The organism is Arcicella rosea (assembly GCF_040543805.1).
In the GTDB taxonomy this organism is placed as follows: Bacteria; Bacteroidota; Bacteroidia; order Cytophagales; family Spirosomataceae; genus Arcicella; species Arcicella rosea.
This window is the reverse complement of the sequence record NZ_JBEUMS010000003.1, coordinates 86,735-104,500: the sequence shown is the minus strand read 5'-3', so window position 1 is coordinate 104,500 and position 17,766 is coordinate 86,735. Positions and strand designations below refer to the sequence as shown.

Below are 17,766 nucleotides of genomic sequence, written 5' to 3'. Positions count from 1 at the left end.
TAACAAACCCAACGAACACAATGGAAATTATCAACTTTTTTTTACAACTCCTCAAAGACCCATTAACCGCACTTTCTGATTTTATCAGCGAACACGGAACAGTTACTTACGGATTACTTTTTTTGATTATTTTTGTTGAAACTGGATTAATCGTAATGCCTTTGTTGCCGGGAGATTCTCTACTTTTTGCGGTAGGTGTTTTGGCAGCAGCAACGGGTAAAATTGAAATTACGTTTGTGATTCCTCTTTTGATTGGCGCCGCACTTTTGGGCGATAATGTGAATTATTTTATTGGAAAGTACTTTAGTGAATTTGTGAAGTCGAAAGATAAAATTCTATTTCTGAAACGTGAACATATTACTCAGACTGAAGAATTTTATGCAAAACATGGCGGACAAACTGTTATTATGGCTCGTTTTGTTCCGATTGTTCGTACAGTAGCGCCATTTGTAGCAGGAGCTGGAAGTATGAAATACAGTACTTATATTACTTTTTGTGTTTTAGGAGCTGTGCTTTGGGTTACTTCAATTACTTTATTGGGCTATTTTTTAGGAAATAACGAATGGGTAAAACACAATTTTGAAAAAGTAGTTTTAGGCATTATTGCGGTTTCTGTTTTACCAATGATTTTTGCTTTTGTGAAATCAAAGCTATCGAAGTAAGTAAAGCTTCATTGATAACAATACATCAAAAAAGCCTGCGAAATTTGATTTTCGCAGGCTTTTTTATATTCAAACAATTCCTTATTTCTGAACTACTTTTGCAAAACGGTGATAAAATGGTGTTTTGCTGTTTTCGTTTTTCGGCATGTATTTACCAGTAATAATTGGTACATACATTACTCTACGACGAGACTTTTCTCCGAAATTAGGAGAAACTTCTACTCGGTGCCATAAACGACCATCATGTACCGTTAAATCACCAGCTTCAATTTCAAAACCTACTTCTCTCGCATCTGGAGTATGATCGATAAACTGTTTTTTACCAAATAAAAGTTTTAAAACACTTTGGTTTTGTGTACCTGGCAATACTCTCAAGCCACCATTTGTGCTTGGGCAATTATCTAAGTGTACACCAACGTTTAACATCGGAAGAATTTTTTGCCCTAAAAATAAATCACGTGGGCTGTCTGTATGCCATCCCATTTGTGTGAATTTACTATTTGGTGCATTTACATAGTGGTTAAAAACCAGTCCATCTTTTTCGTTATCGCTAATACGACCGTCATAAGGAGCTAATAATTCAACCAATAATTGTAAACGTGGGTCTTTCAAAAATTCACCCAAGAAAGTACTGTACTTGTTTGTAAAGCACATTCTTTGAATCATCTTGTTGCCGTGTTCGTCTTTACCAAACTTCAACGGAATACCATTGATTTTCTCAATGCCATCAGCCAACCATTGCTTTTCAATTTTATCTAATTCGCTGATAAACGTTTGAATCGTTTCAGCATTAATGAAATTTTTAAATTGAATTACACCATACTTGCGGAAATACTCTTTCTGCTCTTGTGTTAGTTTCTCTCCCAATTGGAAGGTTTTCGACTCAAACTTTACCATATTTTTACCCTGAATTAAAGTGGTTTGCAAGAACTATATTTGATAAAAAGTTCCTGGTACAAAACTAATTTGTTCAACCAAACCAGTTTTATGAAAAATTGTACAAAATAAAGTTAAACGATTTTGACAATCGCTTCGTAAACGTAGTTGGGCAGAACCACCTTTACTTAGTTTTAGAAAAAAGAAAAAGTTTCCTTTTTTCTGGTAAAACAATGCAAATTAATTGAATGTAATGAAATTGTAAATTTTTCATTAGAAAATTTACAATTTACCTCTGATAATTCACAATCATTAGTTTCAAGATGAATAACTCTCCAGAATGTACTAATTTATGACTTGCAAAATTAAAGGATTAATTAATATATTTTCTATCATTTCCTTAAAATACAAAGGATTATGATTTTTGGACTTAAACGATTTTCTGGCTAAACCAGAAAAGTGTTTCTAAAAGTAATAAAAACAATAATAACATACTACAAGTAATTTGCCATTGCTGTTTGTTGAGATAACGAGCAATTACATAAGAAAGTGCAGTAAAGAAAAAGGCACCGATTACATCTGCTGTATAATGAACGTGCTGAATTAATAATAAAATAGCAATTGAAACGCCTGTAACAGCCGCTAAAGCTTTTTCCCAAGGTTTTTCAAGAAACAACCAAATCATCACCATCGTTGCAGTATGCCCCGAAAAAAATAAATCTTTTGTGATAGGTTCTGTATCTCCATAAATGAGTAATTCGGCAAAAGTATCGTGAAGTGGAACTAAATCTAGTGGAGGATTCAATGGAAAAAAATAAATGGTTGACATCCTCAATACGGTTTCAATCACAAACGTTATCGTAAAAAGTAGAAATAACTTTGGTTTGACCAATACTCTACAAAGCAAGAAAACCAACATTCCATAAATAAGAGCAAAAATCGGTGTTGAAACATCAATCGCTGGAAGATGATTTAATACAAAATCGGAAAGATAAGCGCCATCACGCTTTTGAATATTGATAAAAAATGAAGGAAATTGTGGGGCAGCCAAAGTAGCTATACCAAGGGTTGTCAGTAATTTAATAATAAATCCATTCGTTTTTAAAGCATCTTGCCAACGTTGTTGAACAACTTGAAGATAACTTTTTGGCATCTTTGGTGGTTTTGTATTCGTAAGTATGTCATTCATCAGACAATCTAATTTTTAATTGGTATTATCTTTGGATATTCTTTTAGATTAAAGTGTTCTTTATCGATTTGAATCTTCATCGAAAGAATTCTTTCATAAAAAATACAAACTTACATCAAGTTTTAAACGTTATCAACAATGAAATCGAAAATTAATGTCGTACTTCTTGGAATATTTACATTGCTAGTAAATATATCATGTGCTAAAGGTTCTGATAATCAGAAAAATACAGAAAAAATGAACAATGAAAAAGTCAATCTTGAAGGAACAGAAGTAGTGACGTTCGGAGCGGGATGTTTTTGGTGCGTAGAAGCCATTTTTCAACAAGTAGAAGGTGTTGTAAAAGTAGAGTCTGGCTATTCTGGCGGAAAAGTTAAAAACCCAACTTATAAAGAAGTTTGTACGGGACTTACTGGTCATGCAGAAGTTGTGCAAGTAACATTCGACCCAAAGAAAATTTCTTTCGATAAAATTTTAGAAATTTTCTGGAAAACACATGACCCAACTACCTTGAACCGCCAAGGTGCTGATGAAGGGCCGCAATATCGTTCGGCGGTTTTTTATCATAACGAAGCTCAGAAGAAAACAGCAGAAATTTGGAAAGCAAAATTGAATGCTGAACATGTTTTTCCGAATCCAATTGTTACAGAAATTACTGCTTTTACAGTATTTTATCCTGCTGAAGATTATCACCAAGATTATTATGAACTGAATGGGCATAATCCATATTGTCAAGTAGTGATAAAACCAAAATTGGAAAAATTTACGAAGGTCTTCAAAGAGAATTTGAAGAAAATGAACTAGTTCAACAGAGACAATTATTTAAAAGGTTAAATTTGAGAAAATTTAGCCTTTTTTATTTTGAATAAAAATTAAGAAAGCCATTAATAAGACATTTATCAATATTGATATACTTTAAATTTGAGTTTGAATGAATACAAAGCGTTAATAAATTGTATTTTTAAAAGATAGAACTCACAGCCACAAATTACTGTTTAGAAAATTAAGCATATTATACAATCCATCAACAGATGAAAAAGTTACTTTTTAGTTTATTTATTTTACTTATTTGTTCAGTAGCAATTTCTGCTCAAAAAATTACACCTGCCAAATGGTCTTGGGCTTTATCAAAAGCAAATCCTGCTGTTGGAGAAACGGTTGACATCGTTTTTACAGTCAATATTCAAGATGATTGGTATTTGTATTCTTCAGATTTTAGTGAAGATTTAGGCCCAACCGTTACGACGATTAAATTAAAAGCGAACGATACTTATGAGGCCGTTGGTGGCTTGAAAGCTATTAATCCCATAAAGAAATTCGACAAGGAAATCTGGAATGGAGAATATACTTACTTCAAGCACAAAGCAACCTTTCGCCAAAGCGTAAAGATTTTAAAAGCGAAATTTCTGATTGAAGGTGCTTACGATAGCCAGTCGTGTTCAGATGCTTCAGGTCAATGTGTACCTGTAAAAGGTGTTTTCTCTTTAGCTGGAGCTGAAAAAAAAAACAGTAATGAAGTCGAAGAAAAGCTTGTAAAGCCAACTGAAACTACTGTTGTTCCGCCCGTTATTAGTAAAGATACGGTTTTAGCAAAAACAGATTCTGTCGCTAAAGCTGATACTTTGACTTCTGCCAAAACCGATGCGATAGTTGAAACAAGCGTTGAAGAAACGCCTGTAGTACAAGAATCACTTTTTACTTTTTTCTGGGTAGCTTTTGGGGCAGGTTTATTGGCATTATTAACGCCATGTGTGTATCCGCTTATTCCGATGACAGTGAGTTTTTTCACTAAACAAAAAGGAGGTAGAAAATTAGCATTTTTGTATGGCTTTTCGATTGTAGCCATTTATGTATTATTCGGTACATTAATCGCTGCCTTGGCTGGTCCGGGCTTTGCCAATTGGCTAAGTACGCATTGGATTCCTAATATGCTGTTTTTTGTCATTTTTGTTTTCTTTGGAATCTCATTTTTGGGCTGGTTTGAAATTGTTTTGCCTTCCAATTTTGTCAATAAAATAGATGCTCAGTCAGATAGAGGTGGAATCATCGGGGTTTTCTTCATGGCATTTACTTTGGTTTTAGTTTCTTTCTCTTGTACTGGTCCTGTGGCTGGCTCGATTTTGATTGCTTCAGCCCAAGGCGAAATTATTAAGCCTGTTATCGGAATGTTGGGCTTTTCATTAGCCTTTGCTATTCCATTTACTTTGTTTGCTATTTTTCCACAATGGTTGAAAAACTTGCCAAAATCTGGCGGTTGGATGAATTCAGTGAAAGTAATTTTAGGCTTTTTAGAATTGGCTTTAGCCCTTAAATTTTTAAGTACAGCCGACCAAGTATATCACTGGGGAATTTTAGATAGAGAAGTATATTTGGCTTTATGGATTGTGATTTTCGCTTTGATTGGCTTCTATTTATTAGGAAAAATCCAATTACCTCATGACGATAAAACTGAAAAAGTAAGTGTTCCAAAGATGTTGATGGCAATTTTAGTTTTTTCTTTTGTCGTTTATATGATTCCCGGAATGTTCGGAGCGCCTCTAAAGGCTTTGGCTGGTTGGTTGCCTCCGCTTACTACGCAAGATTTTGTTTCGTCAGGTGCATCGGTAAAAACTGAAGGCGATGCAAATTTTCCGAAACCGAAGTATAGTGAGTTCCTTACTTTGCCACATGGACTTCAAGGTTTTTTTGATTATGAAGAAGCTGTAGCATATTCTAAAAAAGTAAATAAACCAATCTTTATAGATTTTACAGGTCACGGTTGTGTGAACTGTAGAAAAATGGAAGAAAACGTTTGGTCAGACCCAGCAGTGTTGAAACGTTTGAAAGAAGATTACGTAGTGGTGGCTTTGTATGTGGACGATAAAACAGAATTAGCCAAAGAAAAATGGTACACTTCTAAAGATGACGGACAAGAAAAAACGTCGATGGGTGACCAGAATTTAGATTTTCAGATTGTAAGATTCAACGGAAATGCACAGCCATATTATTGTTTGGTCAATCCTAATGATGAAAAAGGTACTTTGGCTGCACCAAAAGCATTTGATTTGAATGTTGAAAACTTTGTAAAGTTTTTGGATGAAGGGAAAGCAAAGTATGCTTCGAAGTAATAATTTTATTAGTTAAAATGAAGAGAGGTTTGCATCGACAAACCTCTCTTTTTTATGGCAAAAACCTCAAACGATTTAAGGCTTGTTGTTCAAGTCTGACTAATCTTTCCATTTCTTCTTCATACAAATTTGATTTTACTTCTAAGAAAATAAAGAATTGGTAATCTGAATACTTTTGGAAAGTAAAACGGATTCTTTCTACTTGAAAATCCGAAGTAATAACAGCAACAATGTCTGGCTCATATCGATTGATAATTCTTTGGCAAAGTTGAATGTCATCCATCACATTTTCGCCAAGAGCAAATTCTACAAAACGATTATGCGCAATGCCTTCTTCTAACAAGAAGTTTTGCAAATATTGTGCGTGAGGATATTCTGAAGTATTAAAATGACTCCCAAAGCCACCCGTACAAAGCACATGAAATTCAGGATTATTTTTCAGGAATTTTAAAGCACCCAATACTCTATCAATCGCAATCGGAGAAAGATTACCATCGTAAGTATTAGTATCAGCCATCACAATCAGTAATCCATTCATATTAAAATACTATTTAATAATTTATTATTCTTATTTGATAGAAGTCTTCAACAAAGATAAGCCCAGAATCTGCAAATAGTTTTTCCCTTTGAAAAGGAATTTATTCAAAACGTTTAACTTTGTGGCTCAAAAAACTGTCAAACCTTATGAATCTTACCCTTTCTCAAGATGCTGATAAGGCATCTATCTTTGAACAAATTGCTGCTGCTTTGGCGGAGGATAATTTTACTGTTGTAAAGCAAGACCAAACTCGTCCTTGGGGAGGTTTTTTTGTGATTGATGAAGCACAAGCACCAGCTTTTGCAGCGAAGTATTTTCCACATTTGGAAATGTCTGAAATTCAAATTACTAATAAATTATCACCTAAAATTTTGGTAGTAGCACCAGAGAAACGTTTGTCTTGGCAATACCATTTCCGTCGTGCTGAAATCTGGAAAGTAATTGCTGGCACAACTGTCGGAGTAAAAATTAGTGATACCGACGAAGAATCAGAAGAAGTAAAAGTGTTAGAATCTGGAAGTTTTATTCAAATGGATACTGGTGAACGCCACCGTTTAATCGGTTTATCTGGTTGGGGTATTGTTGCAGAAATTTGGCAACATACTGACCCTGAAAAACCTTCTGATGAAGACGATATTGTTAGATTACAAGATGATTTTGGAAGATAATTCCAACCATTATTTCATAAATTACGTCACTGATTTATCAGAGTAATAAACCAACAATAAAAAAGACCGTCAAGAACATGAAGTTTTCTGACGGTCTTTTTTGTGTTCTAAGCTTTTAAAAAAGAAAGCGAGATATGATAAAATTGGTACGTTTTTTGAAATTAAAATTTTGAAAAAATACATTTTGGAGAAAATATTTATAATCAGGACAGAGAGGGATATAAAAAAAATACAAATAATTTTCGAGTGATTAAAGTACTTTACTTTACAATTATTTAACATAACCTACACATATTAAATCTATAGTGATTCCAGAATGTTGTAGCCGTTTATCATAGTCATTCGCCTTTTCTAAAAAAAATCATAAAAAACTTTGCGACAGATGAAAGTTTCCATAGCTTTGCAATAAGAAACTTTTAATGTTTCTAAAGTTTCCGTACCAAATTTTTATATCAATTGGAAATTAAAGAAAGAATCATCAAAAAGTCGAAAGAACTTTTTTTCCGTTACGGGGTGAAGTCCGTTACGATGGATGATATTGCAAACGAATTGGGAATCTCCAAAAAAACAATTTATCTACATTTTGAAGACAAAGATGATATTGTGTATCAATTGTTTCTGGGTGAAATGAAAGAAGATAAATGCGAATGGGACGATTTATACAATAATACCAGCAATGTCATTGAAAGAATGGTAAAATCAATGGAGTTAATGAAGCAGGCATTTTCTGAGGTAAATCCTACAACATTGTTTGACATCAAGAAGTATCATCCCAGATCATGGAATATTTTTCAAGAACATAAGCAACGCTTTATTTTTGAAAACCTTAAAAAAGACTTAGTTGAAGGTATTGAACAAGGTTATTTTAGACCAGAAATCAAAATAGATATTCTGGCAAAAATGAGGTTAGAACAAATTGAAATGGGTTTTGATCCTCATATTTTTTCCATTACCCAACATACTTTAGTAGAAGTACAATTAGAACTTTTAGACCATTTTATTCGAGGCGTTTTAACGAATAAAGGAACACAAATTTATAATGAATACCAACCCAAGTAAACTTCCAATGAGAAAATTTCTAAGAGGTAATTTGCTGTTATTTAGCATCTTAATTACTTCGCAAATCGTAAAAGCTCAGCAAAGCTACTCTCTTCGTGAAGCAGTAGATTATGCTGTTAAGAATCATACCTCTATTAAAAATGCTCAAATTGATATTCTGACTGCTGAAGCAAGAGTAAGTGAGTTAAAGGGGATTGGTTTACCTCAAGTAAATGGTAATTTTGGTTATACCAACAACTTAATCATTCAGAAAGTATTTATTCCTGCTAAAACATTTGACCCAAGTGCTAAAGAAGGAGATGTGATAGCGGCTGAATTTGGTGTTGCTAACAGCGGACAAGCAGGCGTAAACCTTAACCAAATTTTATTTGATGGGTCATACTTATTAGGTTTGAAAGCAGCTGATGTTTACAAGGAATTATCTAAGAAAAGCTTGGTGCAATCAAAACAACAAGCGGCAGAAAGTGTGACAAAAACTTATTATGCAATTTTGGTGAATGACGAAAGAATTAAATTGTTTAGTTTAAATGTTGGTCGTTTAGATTCGTTATTGCGTGATACAAAAGCATTGAATGCACAAGGTTTTGTAGAGAAAATTGACGTTCAACGCCTTGAAGTACAGTTGAATAATTTGAAAATTGAAACGAAGAATGTAAATCGTTTACAAGACTTAACGTACAATCTTTTGAAGTTTCAAATGGGTAAGAAAATAGAAGAAGAAATTGTCCTGACGGATAAATTAGCAGACATTAAGCTTTCTGAAGTACTACCCGAAAAACCACAGGATTTTAAATATGCTAATCGAATTGAGTACTCTATCTTGGAAACCCAAAATCGTTTGGCGGAATTGGATTTGAAAAACCAAAAGGTAGGTTATTTGCCAAGAGTTATGCTTAATGGTAGTTACAGTTATTCGGCTGGTCGCCCGAAGTTTTCCGATTTAGTAACTAAACCTTGGTTCAATGCCGCAACACTTGGTTTGTCGATACAAGTGCCAATTTTTGATGGTTTCCAAAGAAAATACAGGATTGTTCAAGCTCAGAATAGTTTGCAGAAAATAAAAAATACTTTTGAGTTGTATGAAAACACAATCGACTTACAAACAAAACAAGGACATATTACTTTGAAAAATGCTTACGAAACTCTCCAAGAGCAGAAATCTAATATGGAATTGGCGAAAGAAGTTGTAAGAGTTTCTAAAATAAAATACCAACAAGGTGTAGGTTCAAACTTGGAAGTTGTGAATGCTGAGATTGCCTACAAAGAATCTCAAATCAATTACTTCACTACTTTCTATGATGCCTTGGTTGCAAAAGTAGATTTAGATAAAGCACTTGGTCGTCTTTACAGTGAATAAATTCAACAAAAACATTAAATAATTTAGATTATAAAAGAAATTTACCCTCATATCAACATGAAATCTTTATTGAATAAACCAAATACCTCTAAGCTCGCTGGGCTTCAATTATTATTGGTGGGGAGTATGTTAACAAGTACTTTATTCTTGACGTCTTGTAGCAAACCAGTTGATAAAAAAGCTGAATTGGCAGCATTGAAAGCTGAACAAAAAGAACTTGATGTTAAAATCAAAGCCCTTGAAAAAGAAGTAGGCTTAAGTACAGAAAAAGCAGAAGCTAAGGTGATTACAGTGGCTGTAACGCCAATTCAAGCCGAAAGCTTCAAACATTTTGTAGAAGTACAAGGTGTGGTTACTTCTAAAAATATTCTTCAAGTTACACCACAAATGGGTGGTACAATTACAAGTTTATTGATTGTAGAAGGTCAAGCTGTTAAAAAAGGACAACTGGTCGCAACAATTGATAATAATGTATTGAAAGAATCTTTGGCTGAAATCAAGCATCAGTTAGAATTGGCAGTTACTTTATACAACAAGCAAAAAACACTTTGGGATCAACAAATTGGTACAGAAGTACAATATCTTCAAGCAAAGGCAAATAAGGAAGCTTTGGAGAAACGTATTGTAACGATGGAAGCACAATTGGCAATGAGCAAAGTATATGCGCCGATTTCTGGAACAGTTGAAAAAATTAATCAGAAAGCAGGAGAGATGGGTGCTCCGGGTGCAGCAATTGCTCAAATTGTTAATGTAGGTGACTTGAAAATCACTGCTAAAATTGCAGATACTTATGTGGGTTCTGTGAAACAAGGTGCTAGTATGACAGTGAAATTTCCAGACATTAATAAAGAGCTGAGCACAAGAATTTCAGTGGTAAATGCTTTGGTTGACCCTTTAACAAGAACATTTGGCATCGAAGCTAATATTCCAAGTTTAGGAGGAAGTTTAAAACCAAACCAAGTAGCTATTGTAAATATTAATGATTTAACAAAAGCGAATTCATTGGTTGTGAATCAAAACATTATTCAAAAAACAGAATTGGGTGATATTGTATATGTAGCAGTGACTGAAAACGGCAAAAAAGTAGCTCGTAGTAAAGTTGTTAAGAAAGGTATTGCATACAACGGAAGTATTGAAATTTTAGAAGGACTTACTGCTGGTGATTTGGTAATTACACAAGGTTATCAAGAACTAGTAGATGGTACTCCTGTGGCTTATTAACAATAACAATTGTCTGAACCACCATTAACAATACTATCACTCAAGTTTTATCATGAAAGAACAAGAAGAAAACGAAGCCCTCACCAACGAGAAACACGGTTCAGGTGCTATATATGACATGATTGGTTGGTTAGCAACTAATCAAAAAACGGTGTACTTATTCACCGTAGTGTTGTTCGTCGTCGGTATAGTGATTTATAATATTTTACCGAAAGAACAATTTCCAGATATTAAAGTACCGCAAATTTATGTTCAAACAATTTATGCTGGTACAACGCCTGGAGATATTGAAAATACCATTACTAAACCCATTGAAAAGCAAATCAAGACGATTGCGGGGGTGAAAAAAGTAAAGTCAAACTCCTTACAAGATTTCTCAATTATTCTTGTAGAATTCAATCCTGATGTAAAAGTTGACGATGCTTTAAGAAAAGTAAAAGATAAAGTTGATATTGTAGAATTACCAAAAGATTTAACAAAAAAGCCTGTTGTTCAGGATGTTAACTTTTCAGAATTTCCGATTATGAACATCAACTTGGCGGGGAATTTTCCATTGTCGAAGTTGAAAGATTTTGCCGAAGATTTACAAGATGAGATTGAAGGTTTACCAGAAATTACTCGTGTAGATATTGTTGGAGCATTAACTCGTGAAATTCAAATTAACCTTGATTTATACAAAACGCAATCTGCTGGACTTACATTTAATGATGTTCAAATGGCGATTCAAGGTGAAAACGTGAACATTTCAGGCGGTGAACTCAGTGTAGAAGGTATTCGTAGAACGCTAAGAGTAAAAGGTGAATTTAAGTCGATGGAGCAAATCCAAAACATTCGTCTTCGCTCTTCTTTAGGTGCTACAGTACGTTTGGGTGATGTTGCCGAAATAATCGACAGTAGTGAAGAACAACAAGATTTCGCTCGCTTGAACAACAAAAAAGTTGTTACATTGAACGTCATCAAACGTGGTGGAGCTAACTTGATTGCAGCGTCTGAAAGAATTGAAAAAATTATTGAAGAAGCGAAAGAAAGCCGTTTACCACAAGGTTTAGAAGTAAAAATCACTGCCGATTCATCTGAAAGAACAAAAGGTGATATTAACGATTTGATTAATACTGTAATTCTAGGTTTTATCTTCGTAGTATTGGTTTTGATGTTCTTCATGGGCGTTCGTGATGCTATTTTCGTAGGCTTATCAGTTCCTTTGTCGGCTTTGTTAGCATTTATTCCATTGTATTTCATGGGCTTTACTTTGAATACAATCGTACTTTTTGCATTCTTACTCGGATTAGGAATTGTAGTGGATGATGCCATTGTGGTTATCGAAAACTCGCACCGTATTTTCAATCGCTATCGTCATATTTCAATTGTAGATGCGGTGAAATTAGCAGCTTCTGAAGTATTTATTCCTGTATTATCAGGAACAACTACAACGGTAATGCCTTTTGTACCATTACTTTTTTGGCCGGGTATTGTTGGTGAATTCATGAAATTCTTACCAATTACTTTGATTTGTACTTTGATTGCTTCTTTGATTGTTGCTTATGTAATGAACCCTGTTTTTGCTGTTTCATTCATGGTACGTCATGACGAAAACGAACACGTTGATACAAGCGTGGCTTCCTTGAAAAAGCCTTTAATTATATTGGGTGTTTGTGCATTGTTGGGTTATTTAGTAAATGTTGGTTTGGGTAATTTCTTTGTGTTGATAATTCTTTTGTATGCTTTCAACCACTTTATCCTTACGCCAAGAATTATTATTCCTTTCCAAGAAAAATCATTACCTGCTTTCAAGAATAATTATCAAAAATTGATTTCTTGGGTAATTACAGGTTATCGTCCAGTTTTTGCGGTAATCGGAATGGTGGCTTTATTGATTTTTACTTTTGTGTTGATGGGAATTGTACAGCCTAAAGTGATTTTCTTCCCAAGTGGCGACCCTGACTATGTTTATATCTACAACAATATGCCAATTGGTACAGATGCTAGAGTAACAGATTCTGTCACTAAAGTAATTGAGAAAAAGGTTTTTGAAGTATTGAAAAAAGAAAATGCCGAAGGAATTGTTAACTCGGTGATTTCAAACGTTGGTAAAAATGCTGGTGACCCTTTTAATCCAGATAGAGCGCCAACGCCACATAAATCAAAAGTTACGATTGCTTTTGTCAGTAAAATTAATCGTGGAGGAATTTCTTCAGAAGTAATTTTAGATAAAGTACGCAAAGAAATCAAAGCATTGCCTTTGCCGGGTTCAGTCATTTCGGTTGATAGAGAAAATAATGGACCACCAACTGGTGCACCAATTGCCATTGAAATTGCTGGTGATGATTTCAACGAATTGGTGAAATTGGAAAAAGAAGTTCGTCTAGCTATTGATAAATCTGGTATCAAAGGAATTGAAGAATTAAAATCTGATTTAATTACGAACAAGCCTGAAATTATTATTGACGTTGACAAAGAAAAAGCACAACGTGAAGGAATATCGTCAGCACAAGTAGCGATGGCAGTTCGTACAGCCTTGTTTGGTACTGAGATTTCTAAATTCAGAGATGATAAAGATGAGTATCCAATTCAATTAAGAATCAAATCTGAAGACAGAAATCAGATTGAAAAGCTATTGAGTTTGAACATTACTTACAGAGATATGGTAATGAACGGAGCTTTGCGACAAGTACCTTTGAATTCTATTGCTAATATTTCATATTCAACATCATACAGTCAGATTAACCGTAAGAACCAAGAGCGTGTTGTTACTTTAAGTTCAAACGTTGTTCAAGGATATAATGCTAATGAAATTGTAGCGGAGATTCAGACTTTAATTGACGATATGGAAGTAAAAAGTGGTTATACTCTTCGTATGGGTGGTGAGCAAGAAGACCAAAAAGAAACAGGAGACTTCTTGGGTGGAGCACTTATCGCTGCGGTATTATTGATTTTCTTGGTATTGGTGATGCAGTTTAACTCTATCTCGAAACCAATTATCATTTTTGTAACCATCTTACTTTCGTTCATTGGAGTATTATTGGGTTTCATGGCATTTGGTCAAACTTTCTCAATCATCATGTCGGGTGTTGGTATTATCGCACTGGCTGGTATTGTTGTAAAAAATGGTATTCTTCTTATCGAATTTACTGATGAGCTAGTTCACAGAGGTTATCCATTGAAAAAAGCCATTATCGAAGCTGGAAGTACTCGTTTAACACCAGTAATCTTAACAGCTGCTGCCGCAGTTTTAGGTTTAGTACCTTTGGCGATTGGTTTAAGTATCGACTTTGTGGCGATGTTTACTGAACTAAATCCGCATATTCATACGGGTTCTGACAGTGCTGCATTCTGGAATATCTTGGCTTGGACAATTATCTACGGACTTACGTTCTCTACGATTCTTACCCTTGTTATCGTTCCTTGTATGTATTACATCAACGAAAGAATCAGACAAAAATACTTTGGAAAACCAGTAGTTCCAGAAGTATAAAATACAAAGAAGCCACAGCAAAAGTTGTGGCTTCTTAATTTTCAAAAAATTACAGACGGACTATTTGTGAAAAGAATCAACGAAGGTTTTCTTGAGTAATTTACCTTTTTTCACTCTTTGCATTTCTTTGAAACTTTTCTCAATATCTTCAAGTGGTTCGGTTTCTTTATTTTGTGTAAAAGCACCTTCCAGTTTTTTCAAATCTTGGTGTTTATCTGTTATAATTTCCCAGATTTTTATTGGTATAACAACAGCGGTCGTTTTCCCGTGGGTGTCTGATAAGTATTGTAGTGCCATAGTTGTGATTATTTAAATGGATTTCATCGGCGGTTGTTTAATCAAATATAACATATTTTACCGTTTCTTGGCTGTTTATATTTTGTGTTTTAACAAGAATTAGGATAGAATAAGTACATTTACTTAGGCTTTTGTTGTTACTAAACCTTGAAATCATGGATACACTTTTCTTCGTACTTAAATTTATTAATACTTTTATTTTTGTAGTGATTGCGTGCTTTCATTTTTATTGGGCTTTTGGTGGAAAATTTGGAGGAACATCCGTTATTCCATCCATTAAAGATAAAGCACTTTTTTCACCATCGCCCATCGCTACGATAACTGTAGCAATTGCCATGTTACTGGCATCTTTTTTTTCGTGGATGCCCCTTCTTACAAATAATGCTACGGTTTTAGTTTATGGAAATTTGGGAATTGCCATTGTGTTTTGCTTGCGTGCCATCGGAGATTTTAATTATGTAGGATTTTTCAAGCAGGTAAAAGGTACTCTTTTTGCTAAAAATGATACTTACTTTTTCTCGCCTTTGTGTTTGCTGATAGCGGGCATTGCCTTTTCAATTTATTTAATCATTAAACCTTAAAACTTATGAAGATTGCCATTATTGGAGCTGGAATCGGTGGACTCACGACAGCGATAGCTCTTCAACAAAAAGGATTTGACGTAAAAATATTTGAAAGCGCTTCAGAGATTCGTCCTGTAGGTGCTGGCATTGTACTTGCCGCCAATGCGATGAAAGGATTGCAAATATTAGGTTTGCAAGAAGAAATTATGGCGAAAGGACATATTGTTGATACTTTTAGCATTGTCGATGAAAAACTCAATACGCTTAGTGAAGTATATGCCAAACGTTTTTTTGAACGATACGGAATTGGTAATTTCACCATTGCTCGTTATGATTTACACCATATTTTAGCCAATAAACTAAAGCCCGAAACCTTGTTTTTAGGAAAACAAGTAATAGATTTTGAACAAGATGAAAAATCGTGTTCTGTTACTTTTATAGATGGCTCAACTGAAATTTGTGATGCCATCATTGCTACGGATGGGATTAACTCTAAAATTCGTCAAAAATTATTGCCTAATGCTCAGAAACGTTACGCTGGTTATACTTGCTGGCGAGCAATAACAGATGTTCGTGATATTGATTGTGATTTTAAAAAGGCTTTCGAATGTTGGGGTGCCAAAGGTAGATTCGGCTTTGTACCTATTTCCGACACACATATTTATTGGTTTCTTTGTGTGAATACAAGCGAGCAAAATGAAGATTTTAAACGCTTAAAAGCTCAAGATTTACAGGAAAGATTCAAACAATATGCCTTTCCGATTCCACAAGTATTGGGCGCAACCAAGGATGAAAATATACTTTTGAATGATATTGTTGATTTAAAACCAATTAAACAATTTGCTTTTGGGAAAGTACTCTTAGCTGGAGATGCCGCTCATGCTACCACTCCAAACATGGGACAAGGAGCATGTCAGGCGATTGAGGATGCAATGATTTTAAGAAAATACATTAGCAATGTAAAACCCATTGAAAGCGTCTTCACTGATTTTGAAGCCAATCGTTTACCAAGAACAACCGAAGTCGTGAATCGTTCTTGGAGTATTGGGAAAATGGCTCAACTCGAAAACCCAACCTTGATAAAGTTAAGGAATTTGATTGTCCGTTACACACCAGAAAGCCTTAGCGAAAAGCAGTATAAATTTTTGTATGAAGTAGAATATTGATATTTCGTCCAGTTGAAATTGTTTTAACTGGACGAAATATTTACAACTACTTCGAAACTACCAATTTATGTTCTTTGATGTCACCAAAGGTTTTTACTTTTAGCAAATAAGTACCTTCTGGAAGTACAGACGAAGGGATCATTTTAACTAAAGTTTGTGTGACATTGATTCTTTCAAAGTTGATATTTTTGCCATGCAAATCAAAAAGAACAAGTGTAGCTTCATCAACATCTTCCACTTTTACATAAAATTCTGAGGTATTTGTTGGATTGGGAAATACTCCGAAAGGAATTTTTTCATCTGAAATAATGACAGATTGAGGACGAAAAATTTGCTCTTTCCCATCTTTATCTACTTGTTTTAAACGATAATAATTTGTTCCGAACAAAGGACTTTCATCAACAAATTGATAGTTAACCGTTTTTGAAGAGTTTCCAACAGCATTTATTTTGCTGATTTCGCTGTAATCAATGGCGTTTCTACTTCTTTCCACAACAAAAAAATCGCTATTAATTTCAGTGGCAGTTGCCCAAGTAAGTGCTACTTGCTGATTTCCTGAGTGTTGAGCTTTGAAAAAAATCAGCTCGATTGGAAGTACCACGAAATCATTTTTAATGATGAAATTATCAAAATCTAAAGTAGGTGAACCTGTAATACTTTTCGTTAAAATCTTGAATTGGCTTAAGTTACCCAAGGTATTATTGACTGATACGTCATTACTGATTAGTGCTGTTCCAACATACAAATCATACTTTTTTGCAGCAACTGTTCCACTTCTTGTTCCATCGTTGTAAGTCATCGAACGATTATCATTGTTAATGAATAAAGTAACCGTCAAAAATTGGGTAGCCAGTTGGCTACTGCCTTGAATAATCAAGTTTGAAGGAGTATTGACGCCAAATTTGATACTCATCACAGGAGTACTTGGAGCCGCCGTAGTATTATCAAAATTAGCACCGTTTCCGAAATAGAATTCTACAGCATCGGCGTTTTCTGCACCAATACTACTGGCTCTAACTGAAAACTGTACATATAATGTGGAAGGAATGGGAGAAAATTCGGTACTTCTAGTAGCTCTGCAAATAGAATTATTACCAATGAATTTTAAAAACTTCTCGCCAGTTGGTGTAATCAAAGCATTGGTAATGTAATTGAATTGACCAACTGTTGGAGCTGTGGCATTTTCAAATGGAGTTTGCGAGCTAGTGGTAGCAGTATTGAAGTTTTGACTAAAGTAAATAGTTTGTGCTTGACAGATTGAGAAAAAAAATCCCCAAATAAGTAATATAAGTGTTGATTTCATGAAGAGAACTGGTTTTGACTTTGTAGATTTTCTACACTAAAATAATCAAAAAAAATATTTATAGAATATCTTTCTTAATTTTTATCTCTGAAAATCAATTGATTGTGCCATTTTGGAAGGTTGAGTAAACAAATGCACGATTAAGTATCTCAATAAATGCTTTATGAGCTATGTAAGATTTTGAAATCAATAATCAGGCATAGAATTTGTATATTTCAAAGCGAAAGAGTTTTAAATGATTAGATTTTTTGATAAATTGATGAGCTATCTTTGTAGCATTATTATCCT

The 17,766-nt window shown here is 34.2% G+C and carries 15 protein-coding genes; 10 read left to right on the top strand and 5 right to left on the bottom strand.

Annotated features, from left to right (window positions below):
- Positions 1-20: 20 nt before the first annotated feature.
- Positions 21-662, top strand: a complete 642-nt coding sequence (locus ABID42_RS05140) for a VTT domain-containing protein (RefSeq protein ID WP_323689744.1) — start codon at positions 21-23, stop codon at positions 660-662.
- Between the two features lie 81 nt (positions 663-743).
- Here the strand turns inward: ABID42_RS05140 and ABID42_RS05135 are convergent, their stop codons facing one another.
- Positions 744-1,559, bottom strand: a complete 816-nt coding sequence (locus ABID42_RS05135; RefSeq protein WP_323327086.1) for a phytanoyl-CoA dioxygenase family protein — start codon at positions 1,557-1,559, stop codon at positions 744-746.
- A gap of 409 nt (positions 1,560-1,968) precedes the next feature.
- The gene (locus ABID42_RS05130; RefSeq protein ID WP_367282736.1) at positions 1,969-2,727 is read right to left on the bottom strand and encodes a phosphatase PAP2-related protein; all 759 of its coding nucleotides are present in this window, start codon (positions 2,725-2,727) and stop codon (positions 1,969-1,971) included.
- Between the two features lie 237 nt (positions 2,728-2,964).
- Between ABID42_RS05130 and msrA the strand changes: the two genes are divergently transcribed.
- The gene (msrA, locus tag ABID42_RS05125; protein WP_407654188.1) at positions 2,965-3,531 is read left to right on the top strand and encodes a peptide-methionine (S)-S-oxide reductase MsrA; all 567 of its coding nucleotides are present in this window, start codon (positions 2,965-2,967) and stop codon (positions 3,529-3,531) included.
- Positions 3,532-3,758: 227 nt separating this feature from the next.
- On the top strand, positions 3,759-5,834 hold the full coding sequence (locus ABID42_RS05120; protein ID WP_367282735.1) for a protein-disulfide reductase DsbD family protein: 2,076 nt from the start codon (positions 3,759-3,761) through the stop codon (positions 5,832-5,834).
- Between the two features lie 52 nt (positions 5,835-5,886).
- Here ABID42_RS05120 and ABID42_RS05115 read toward each other — a convergent pair whose 3' ends face one another.
- Complete coding sequence (locus ABID42_RS05115) at positions 5,887-6,372, bottom strand: ElyC/SanA/YdcF family protein (RefSeq protein WP_323689748.1); 486 nt, start codon at positions 6,370-6,372, stop codon at positions 5,887-5,889.
- A 146-nt stretch (positions 6,373-6,518) separates the two neighbouring features.
- Here ABID42_RS05115 and ABID42_RS05110 point away from each other — a divergent pair, with 146 nt between their 5' ends.
- The 5 genes from ABID42_RS05110 to ABID42_RS05090 all read left to right on the top strand — a co-directional run bounded on the left by ABID42_RS05110 (position 6,519) and on the right by ABID42_RS05090 (position 14,149).
- A complete protein-coding gene (locus ABID42_RS05110; RefSeq protein ID WP_367282734.1) occupies positions 6,519-7,040 on the top strand; it encodes a cupin domain-containing protein in 522 nt (173 codons plus the stop codon).
- A gap of 456 nt (positions 7,041-7,496) precedes the next feature.
- Entirely contained in the window at positions 7,497-8,099 is a 603-nt protein-coding gene (locus tag ABID42_RS05105; protein ID WP_323689750.1) for a TetR/AcrR family transcriptional regulator, read from the top strand.
- Positions 8,100-8,106: 7 nt separating this feature from the next.
- Positions 8,107-9,456 carry a TolC family protein gene (locus ABID42_RS05100; protein WP_367282733.1) on the top strand — a complete coding sequence of 450 codons (1,350 nt, stop codon included), beginning with the start codon at positions 8,107-8,109 and terminating at the stop codon, positions 9,454-9,456.
- Between the two features lie 57 nt (positions 9,457-9,513).
- A complete protein-coding gene (locus ABID42_RS05095) occupies positions 9,514-10,677 on the top strand; it encodes an efflux RND transporter periplasmic adaptor subunit (protein ID WP_367282732.1) in 1,164 nt (387 codons plus the stop codon).
- Positions 10,678-10,795: 118 nt separating this feature from the next.
- Positions 10,796-14,149: an efflux RND transporter permease subunit gene (locus tag ABID42_RS05090; protein WP_367282903.1), complete on the top strand. Its 3,354-nt coding sequence runs from the start codon at positions 10,796-10,798 to the stop codon at positions 14,147-14,149.
- A 60-nt stretch (positions 14,150-14,209) separates the two neighbouring features.
- Here ABID42_RS05090 and ABID42_RS05085 read toward each other — a convergent pair whose 3' ends face one another.
- Positions 14,210-14,446 (bottom strand): hypothetical protein, encoded by a 237-nt coding sequence (locus ABID42_RS05085; protein WP_323689753.1) that lies wholly within the window; start codon positions 14,444-14,446, stop codon positions 14,210-14,212.
- A 155-nt stretch (positions 14,447-14,601) separates the two neighbouring features.
- Between ABID42_RS05085 and ABID42_RS05080 the strand changes: the two genes are divergently transcribed.
- The gene (locus ABID42_RS05080) at positions 14,602-15,027 is read left to right on the top strand and encodes a DUF3995 domain-containing protein (protein ID WP_367282731.1); all 426 of its coding nucleotides are present in this window, start codon (positions 14,602-14,604) and stop codon (positions 15,025-15,027) included.
- A gap of 5 nt (positions 15,028-15,032) precedes the next feature.
- Positions 15,033-16,175 (top strand): FAD-dependent monooxygenase, encoded by a 1,143-nt coding sequence (locus ABID42_RS05075; protein ID WP_367282730.1) that lies wholly within the window; start codon positions 15,033-15,035, stop codon positions 16,173-16,175.
- A 46-nt stretch (positions 16,176-16,221) separates the two neighbouring features.
- On the opposite strand, the gene ABID42_RS05070 is transcribed toward ABID42_RS05075, so the two are convergent.
- On the bottom strand, positions 16,222-17,478 hold the full coding sequence (locus tag ABID42_RS05070) for a T9SS type A sorting domain-containing protein (protein WP_367282729.1): 1,257 nt from the start codon (positions 17,476-17,478) through the stop codon (positions 16,222-16,224).
- Positions 17,479-17,766 lie beyond the last annotated feature (288 nt).

Bases quoted from the DNA above. Each gene is read 5' to 3' on its own strand.
- ABID42_RS05070 (WP_367282729.1), bottom strand. From the start codon at position 17,478: ATGAAATCAACACTTATATTACTTATTTGGGGATTTTTTTTCTCAATC.
- ABID42_RS05135 (WP_323327086.1), bottom strand. From the start codon at position 1,559: ATGGTAAAGTTTGAGTCGAAAACCTTCCAATTGGGAGAGAAACTAACA.
- ABID42_RS05110 (WP_367282734.1), top strand. From the start codon at position 6,519: ATGAATCTTACCCTTTCTCAAGATGCTGATAAGGCATCTATCTTTGAA.
- ABID42_RS05085 (WP_323689753.1), bottom strand. From the start codon at position 14,446: ATGGCACTACAATACTTATCAGACACCCACGGGAAAACGACCGCTGTT.
- ABID42_RS05130 (WP_367282736.1), bottom strand. From the start codon at position 2,727: ATGAATGACATACTTACGAATACAAAACCACCAAAGATGCCAAAAAGT.
- ABID42_RS05090 (WP_367282903.1), top strand. From the start codon at position 10,796: ATGATTGGTTGGTTAGCAACTAATCAAAAAACGGTGTACTTATTCACC.
- ABID42_RS05120 (WP_367282735.1), top strand. From the start codon at position 3,759: ATGAAAAAGTTACTTTTTAGTTTATTTATTTTACTTATTTGTTCAGTA.
- ABID42_RS05075 (WP_367282730.1), top strand. From the start codon at position 15,033: ATGAAGATTGCCATTATTGGAGCTGGAATCGGTGGACTCACGACAGCG.
- ABID42_RS05080 (WP_367282731.1), top strand. From the start codon at position 14,602: ATGGATACACTTTTCTTCGTACTTAAATTTATTAATACTTTTATTTTT.
- msrA (WP_407654188.1), top strand. From the start codon at position 2,965: ATGAACAATGAAAAAGTCAATCTTGAAGGAACAGAAGTAGTGACGTTC.
- ABID42_RS05095 (WP_367282732.1), top strand. From the start codon at position 9,514: ATGAAATCTTTATTGAATAAACCAAATACCTCTAAGCTCGCTGGGCTT.
- ABID42_RS05100 (WP_367282733.1), top strand. From the start codon at position 8,107: ATGAGAAAATTTCTAAGAGGTAATTTGCTGTTATTTAGCATCTTAATT.
- ABID42_RS05140 (WP_323689744.1), top strand. From the start codon at position 21: ATGGAAATTATCAACTTTTTTTTACAACTCCTCAAAGACCCATTAACC.
- ABID42_RS05115 (WP_323689748.1), bottom strand. From the start codon at position 6,372: ATGAATGGATTACTGATTGTGATGGCTGATACTAATACTTACGATGGT.